This window comes from Agromyces seonyuensis (assembly GCF_009789225.1).
GTDB lineage: Bacteria > Actinomycetota > Actinomycetes > Actinomycetales > Microbacteriaceae > Agromyces > Agromyces seonyuensis.
The window spans coordinates 72,807-79,850 of record NZ_WSTA01000005.1 but is presented as its reverse complement, the minus strand read 5'-3'; the positions used below and the strand labels follow the sequence as shown (position 1 = coordinate 79,850).

5 protein-coding genes are annotated in these 7,044 nt (G+C 71.2%); 4 read left to right on the top strand and 1 reads right to left on the bottom strand.

Annotation, left to right across the window (positions count from 1 at the left end):
- A partial coding sequence (locus GB864_RS02325) for an alkaline phosphatase family protein (protein WP_160422736.1) occupies positions 1 to 1,668 on the top strand: 1,668 nt, incomplete at its 5' end.
- A 7-nt stretch (positions 1,669 to 1,675) separates the two neighbouring features.
- On the opposite strand, the gene GB864_RS02320 is transcribed toward GB864_RS02325, so the two are convergent.
- Positions 1,676 to 3,571 (bottom strand): BCCT family transporter, encoded by a 1,896-nt coding sequence (locus GB864_RS02320; RefSeq protein WP_160422735.1) that lies wholly within the window; start codon positions 3,569 to 3,571, stop codon positions 1,676 to 1,678.
- Positions 3,572 to 3,702: 131 nt separating this feature from the next.
- Here GB864_RS02320 and gatC point away from each other — a divergent pair, with 131 nt between their 5' ends.
- From gatC to gatB, 3 genes are read left to right on the top strand one after another with little or no spacing between them, the layout of a single operon-like run.
- Positions 3,703 to 4,002, top strand: coding sequence for an Asp-tRNA(Asn)/Glu-tRNA(Gln) amidotransferase subunit GatC (gene gatC / locus GB864_RS02315; protein WP_160422734.1), 300 nt, complete (start codon positions 3,703 to 3,705; stop codon positions 4,000 to 4,002).
- Positions 3,999 to 5,519, top strand: coding sequence for an Asp-tRNA(Asn)/Glu-tRNA(Gln) amidotransferase subunit GatA (gatA, locus tag GB864_RS02310; protein ID WP_160422733.1), 1,521 nt, complete (start codon positions 3,999 to 4,001; stop codon positions 5,517 to 5,519). The genes gatC and gatA overlap by 4 nt, the downstream gene beginning before the upstream one ends.
- A complete protein-coding gene (gene gatB / locus GB864_RS02305) occupies positions 5,519 to 7,021 on the top strand; it encodes an Asp-tRNA(Asn)/Glu-tRNA(Gln) amidotransferase subunit GatB (RefSeq protein WP_160422732.1) in 1,503 nt (500 codons plus the stop codon). Before gatA ends, gatB begins: the two co-directional genes overlap by 1 nt.
- The last annotated feature ends 23 nt before the right edge of the window (positions 7,022 to 7,044 follow it).

Below are 7,044 nucleotides of genomic sequence, written 5' to 3'. Positions count from 1 at the left end.
GGCGTGTTCGCCGCTGGCGCCGTCGCCGGCGGCGCAGCGGGAGCGGCGATCGCGACCGCGGTGCACGGCGGGGCGCCGGGCGCGAGCCCGACGCCCACGCCGACGGGAGCAGGACCCCTCGACCACATCGTCGTCGTGATGTTCGAGAACCGTTCGTTCGACAACCTGCTCGGCCACCTCTACACGCCGCAGTCGCCGCCGCCGGACGGCGGGGCGTTCGAGGGGGTCGCCTTCGGTGACCACGCGAATACGGCCCCGGACGGCACGGTCATCGCGGCGCACGTCTATACCGGCGCCACCGACTCGATCATGCAGCGGCCCGACCCCGACCCGGGGGAGGAGTACCCGTACGTCAACACGCAGCTCTTCGGCACGGTCATCCCGGGATCGAACGCTGGCAAGCATCCGTCGGAGCTCGACGAGCCCTACAACGCGCCCGATGACCAGTCCGAGCCGGACATGTCGGGGTTCGTGCGGGATTACCACGACAGGCTCGTGAGCCTGCGCAAGGGCGCCGCCATCGCCGACGCGGAGCTCGGGCAGATCATGGGCGGGTTCGCGCCCTCGATGCTGCCGGTGCTCTCGACGCTCGCTCGGGAGTTCGCGGTCTTCGATCACTGGCACTGCGCGGTGCCGTCGCAGACGTTCTGCAACCGCTCGTTCTTCCACGCCTCCACGTCCCACGGCTTCGTGACGAACGCCGAGAACGGCGGCCCGGGCAAGTGGCTGCAGGCCGAGCCGAGCCCGACGATCTTCGATCGGCTCGAGGAAGCGGGGCTCACCTGGCGCATCTACTTCGACGAGATGCAGCTCGTCTCCTTCACCGGGTTCCTGCACGCGCCGACGCTCGAGCAGTACTGGCGCACCGACCACTTCGCGACGATGGCCGACTTCGAGGACGACTGCCGCAACGGCACCCTGCCGGTGTACGCATTCGTCGAGCCGCGCATGGTCTACGACCACAACGACTTCCACCCGCCGGTGGGCAAGGTGCGCTCGAGCGAGTTCGACGGCGAACCGATCGTGGACTCGGCGGTCTCCGACGTGCGGGCCGGCGACGCCCTGGTCTCGCGGGTGTACAACGCGGTGCGCGGCGGCCGCTCCCAGACCGGATCGAACGCGATGAACACGCTGCTGCTGCTCACGTTCGACGAGCACGGCGGCACGTACGACCACGTGCCGCCGCCGGCGGCGACCCCGCCGGACGACAGCGAGGACGGCGAGATGGGCTTCGCCTTCGACCGCCTCGGCGTCCGGGTGCCCGCCATCGCGATCTCGGCCTGGACGGCGCCGGGCACGGTCGTCCGCGAGGAGTTCCATCACGCCGCCCTCGTCAAGACGCTGAGCCGGCGCTACGGGCTGCAGCACCTGACCGATCGCGATCGCCCGCACGACGTCGCCGACCTCTCGGTCGCGCTCAACGCGACCGAGGCCCGGGACCCGGCCTCCTGGCCGTCGCCGGTCCCGCAGTACGTGCCGGCCAATCCCGAGGCGGGGTCGCCGCATCCGGGCGAATCGACGCCGGACCTGCCGCTCTCTCCGCCGGCGAAGGGGCTCCTCGGCCTGCTGATCGCCAAGTACGGCGCCGAAGACGAACCGGAGCCGGAGACGTACGCCGACGCCTACCGGCTGCTCCGCGAGCACGGCATGGGGCTCTTCGGGAAGTAGCGCGGCTTCATCGCGGCAGCGAGCGCGGATCGTCCTCGCCGTGCTCGGGGATGTCGTCGTCGTCGTGCCGCGCGAGCGGATCGCCCGCCACGGCGCGGTCGACGTCGGCCACGGCCGGCTCGTCGTCGGCGGACTGCTCCGCGGCGAGCGCGGCGGCGGAGGCGAGGCGTCGGCGCACTTCGGCGTCGTCGAGCTGCGAGGTATCCGGGCCGATGAGGCCGAAACGGCGCTGCAAGCCGCGCATCCATTTCGGTCCCTGGCCGAGCGCGCCCCGGGCGGCCGGTTCCTCGACCTCGAGCCCGTAGTAGTCGCCGATGCGGTCGACGAACCGCGCACGCTCGGCCTTCGCGTAGGCCCGGCGCTCGCGGGCGAACGCGACCCACGTCGACCAGCAGATGAGCAGCATGACGACGCTGAACGGCAGCGCGAAGATGATGGCCGCGGTCTGCAGCGCGGTGAGCCCGCCCGAGAGCAGCAGCGAGATCGCCAGCAGCGCGGTGATGCCGACGAACGCGGCGCGCAGCCAGCGCGCGGGGTCGAGCCGGCCGCCGGTCGCGATCATCCCCATCACGAGTGCGCCCGAGTCGGCGGAGGTGATGAAGAAGATCCCGATGAGCAGGATCGCCCCGACCGTGAGCACCGGAGTGCCCGGCAGATGCTGGAACAGCTCGAAGAGCGCGCCCTCCAGGTCGACGGTGCCGTCGCTGCCGAGGAACGTCCCCGGTTCCCCGAGCTCGATCGAGATGGCCGAGCCGCCGAGCACGCTGAACCACAGCATCCCGAGCAGGGTGGGCACGAGGATGACGCCCGCCACGAACTGGCGCACCGTGCGCCCGCGCGAGATGCGGGCGATGAAGATGCCGACGAACGGCGCCCACGAGATCCACCAACCCCAGTAGAACGAGGTCCAGGCCGCCTGCCACGCTTCCCCGGCCGCGCCCTGGAAGGCGCTCACGTTGAAGGCCATGCCGACGAAGTTCTGCAGGTACGCGCCCGTGGACTGCACGAAGTCGCGCAGGAGGAACTCCGTCTGCCCCACGACGAGCACGAAGACGAGCAGCAGCGCGGCGAGCAGGAGGTTCGCGTTCGAGAGCCACTTCATGCCCTTCGTCACACCCGAGAGCACCGAGGCGAGCACGAAGACGGAGATGATGAGGATGATGACGACCTGCTGGCCCTCGGTGGGTTCGCCGAGCCCGCCGGCGGAGAGTCCCGCGCTGATCTGCAGCACGCCGAGGCCGAGCGACGTGGCGACGCCGAACAACGTGCCGACGAGGGCGATGACGTCGATCGCGTGACCCCAGCCGCCCTCGACGCGCTTGCCGAGCAGGGGTTCGAGCGTCCAGCGGATGGAGATCGGTCGCCGCCGCCGGTGGATCGCGTAGGCGAGGGCGACGCCGACGACGACGTAGATCGCCCACGCGTGGATGCCCCAGTGCAGGAACGTCTGCGTCATGGCGGCCTGGGCGAGCTCCGGGGGAGTGCCCGTGAGCCCGGGCCGCGGGCTCGTGAAGTGGCTGAGCGGCTCGCTCACGCCGTAGAAGACGAGGCCGATGCCCATGCCCGCGGCGAAGAGCAGCGAGAACCAGGAGCCGAGGCTGAACTCGGGCTCGTCGTCGTCGCGGCCGAGCTTGATGTCGCCGAAGCGGCTGAAGCCGACGAACAGCGAGAAGGCGACGAACACCGCCGTGATGAGCACGTAGTACCAGTTGAACGCGTTGACGATGCCGGCCTGCACGGCGGCGAAGAACGACTCCGCCAGGTGCGGCATGAGCAGGGCGAACCCGGCGAAGAGGATGATCACGACGGCGGCCGGGTAGAACACCCAGCGCTGCACCGGCGGGAGCCGCCGTCCCCCTTCGGGGATCCCGGAGGTGGTGGTCTGCGGCTCGCGCTCGCCCATGGCGCCACCGTATCGGCTCGTCGACGCAGCCGTCGAGGCCATGCCGAGGCATCCTCGACGAATGCCGGAACGGCCCGGCCCGCCTTCGCCGATAGAATCGGATGATCCCCATCACGAGACGACGGAGCAGCATGTCCGAAATCAGTGCGGAGCAGGTCGCGCATCTCGCGAACCTCGCCCGCATCGCGCTCACCGAAGACGAGATCCAGCACCTGACGGCGGAACTCGGGCAGATCATGCAGGCCGTCGAGCAGGTGAGCCAGGTCGCCACCGCCGACGTCGTGCCGACGAGCCACCCGATCCCCCTGACGAACGTGTTCCGCGAGGACGTCGTCGGCGAGACGCTCACGCAGCAGCAGGCGCTCGCCAACGCGCCCGAGTCCGACGGCTCGCGTTTCATCGTCTCCGCGATCCTGGGGGAGGAGCAGTGAGCGAGCTCACGCGGCTGAGCGCCGCCGACCTGTCCGCCGAGCTCTCCGCCGGCAACGTCTCCGCCGTCGAGGCCGCGCAGGCGCACCTCGACCGCATCGCCGCCGTCGACGGCGCCGTGCACGCGTTCCTCCACGTGAACCCCGAGGTGACGCTCGCGCAGGCCGCCGAGGTCGACCGCAAGCGCGCCGCGGGCGAGCAGCTCGGCGCGCTCGCCGGGGTGCCGATCGCCGTCAAGGACGTGCTCGTCACGAAGGACATGCCGGCGACCTCCGGCTCCAAGATCCTCGAGGGCTACGTCTCCCCGTTCGACGCGACGCCGGTCGCCCTCGCCAAGGCCGCGGGCCTCGTGCCGCTCGGCAAGACGAACATGGACGAGTTCGCCATGGGCTCCTCCACGGAGCACTCGGCCTACGGCCCCACGCACAACCCGTGGGACCTCGATCGCATCCCCGGCGGCTCCGGCGGCGGTTCGGCCGCGGCCGTCGCGGCCTACGAGGCGCCGCTGGCGTTCGGCTCCGACACGGGCGGCTCGATCCGACAGCCCGCCCACGTCACGGGCACCGTCGGCGTCAAGCCGACGTACGGCGCCGTCAGCCGCTACGGCTCGATCGCCCTCGCCTCCTCGCTCGACCAGGTCGGCCCGGTCTCGCGCACGGTCCTCGACGCGGCGCTCCTGCAGGACGTCATCGCCGGTCACGACCCCAACGACTCGACGTCGCTGAACGAGTCCTGGCCGTCGATGGCCGAGGCCGTGCGGGGCGCCGACCTCACCGGTCTGAAGATCGGCGTCATCCGCGAGCTCGACGGCGACGGCTTCCAGGCCGGCGTCCGGCAGCGCTACCGCGAGGCGCTCGACCTGCTCGCGTCGAACGGCGCCGAGATCGTCGAGGTCTCCGCCCCGAACTTCCAGTACTCGATCGCCGCCTACTACCTGATCATGCCCGCCGAGGCGTCCTCGAACCTCGCGAAGTTCGACTCGGTGCGCTTCGGCCTCCGCCAGGCGCCCGCGGGCGGCGGCACGGTCGAGCAGGTCATGGCCGCGACCCGCGAGGCCGGCTTCGGCCCCGAGGTCAAGCGCCGCGTCATCCTCGGCACGTACGCCCTGAGCGCCGGCTACTACGACGCCTACTACGGGTCGGCGCAGAAGGTCCGCACCCTCGTGCAGCAGGACTTCGCGAACGCGTTCGAGCAGGTCGACGTGCTCGTCTCCCCGACGGCGCCCACCACGGCGTTCAAGCTCGGCGAGAAGCTCGACGACCCGATGGCCATGTACCTCAACGACATCGCCACGATCCCCGCGAACCTCGCGGGCGTGCCCGGCATGTCGCTGCCCATCGGCCTCGCGCCGGAGGACGGGCTGCCCGTCGGCATCCAGTTCCTCGCCCCGGCGCGCCAGGACGCGCGCCTCTACAACGTCGGCGGCGCGCTCGAGTCGCTCCTCGTCGACCGCTGGGGCGGCCCGCTGCTCGCGCAGGCCCCCGAACTCGCCGTCTCGACCCAGGAAGGCACCCGCTGATGGCCAAGGCCGCGCTCATGGACTACGACCGCGCGCTCGAGCTCTTCGAGCCCGTCATCGGCCTCGAGGTCCACGTCGAGCTCAACACGAAGACGAAGATGTTCTCCTCGTCGCCGAACTCCTTCGGCCGCGAGCCGAACACCGGTCTCGCGCCGCTCGACCTCGGCCTGCCGGGCACCCTGCCCGTCGTCAACGGCGAGGCCGTGAAGTACTCGATCAGCCTCGGCCTCGCGCTCGGCTGCTCGATCGCGGAGTCGAGCCGGTTCGCTCGGAAGAACTACTTCTACCCGGACCTCGGCAAGAACTACCAGATCTCGCAGTACGACGAGCCCATCGCCTACGAGGGCGAGGTCGAGATCGAGCTCGCGAACGGCCGGGTCTTCCAGATCCCGATCGAGCGCGCGCACATGGAGGAGGACGCCGGCAAGCTGACCCACATGGGCGGCGCGACCGGTCGCATCCAGGGCGCCGAGTACTCGCTCGTCGACTACAACCGTGCGGGCGTGCCCCTGGTCGAGATCGTCACGAAGCCGATCTACGGCACCGAAGGGGATGCCCCGGAGGTCGCCAAGACGTACGTGCAGACCATCCGCGACATCGTCATCGCGCTCGGCATCTCGGATGCCCGCATGGAGCACGGCAACATCCGCTGCGACGCGAACGTGTCGCTGCGTCCGCGCGGCGCCGAGCAGCTCGGCACCCGCACCGAGACGAAGAACGTGAACTCGTTCCGCTCGATCGAGCGCGCCGTGCGCTACGAGATCCAGCGTCAGGCGCAGATCCTCGCCGACGGCGGGGCCATCACGCAGGAGACGCGGCACTGGCACGAGGACACCGGGGCGACGAGCGCCGGCCGTCCGAAGAGCGACGCCGACGACTACCGCTACTTCCCGGAGCCCGACCTGCTGCCCGTGCAGCCCTCGGCCGAGCTCATCGCCGAGTTGCGCGCGGCGCTGCCCGAGCCGCCCGCGGCCCGTCGTCGTCGTCTGAAGGCGGAGTGGGGCTTCACCGACCTCGAGTTCCAGGACGTCGCCAACGGCGGCCTCCTCACCGAGGTCGCGCTCACCGTCGAGGCGGGCGCGTCGCCCGCCGCCGCCCGCAAGTGGTGGACGGGCGAACTGACCCGCCTCGCGAACGCCGCCGGTCGCGAGACCGCCGACCTCGCCACCCCGGCCCAGGTCGCCGAGCTCGCCGCGCTCGTCGAGGCGGGCACGCTCACCGACCGCCTGGCGCGCCAGGTGCTCGAGGGCGTCGTCGCGGGCGAGGGCTCGCCGCAGCAGATCGTGGATGCCCGCGGCCTCGCGGTCGTCTCCGACGACGGCGCGCTCATCGCGGCGATCGACGCCGCGCTCGCGCAGCAGCCCGACGTGCTCGAGAAGATCCGCGACGGCAAGGTGCAGGCCGCCGGCGCGGTCATCGGCGCGGTCATGAAGGCCATGCAGGGCAAGGCGGATGCCGCCCGCGTGCGCGAGCTCGTCATCGAGCGCGCCGCCGCGGAGTAGCAGTCGGTCTCCCCGAACGGGCC

Excerpts from the sequence above, each read along its gene's own strand:
- gatC (WP_160422734.1), top strand. The coding sequence starts at position 3,703 with ATGTCCGAAATCAGTGCGGAGCAGGTCGCGCATCTCGCGAACCTCGCC.
- gatB (WP_160422732.1), top strand. The coding sequence starts at position 5,519 with ATGGCCAAGGCCGCGCTCATGGACTACGACCGCGCGCTCGAGCTCTTC.
- GB864_RS02320 (WP_160422735.1), bottom strand. The coding sequence starts at position 3,571 with ATGGGCGAGCGCGAGCCGCAGACCACCACCTCCGGGATCCCCGAAGGG.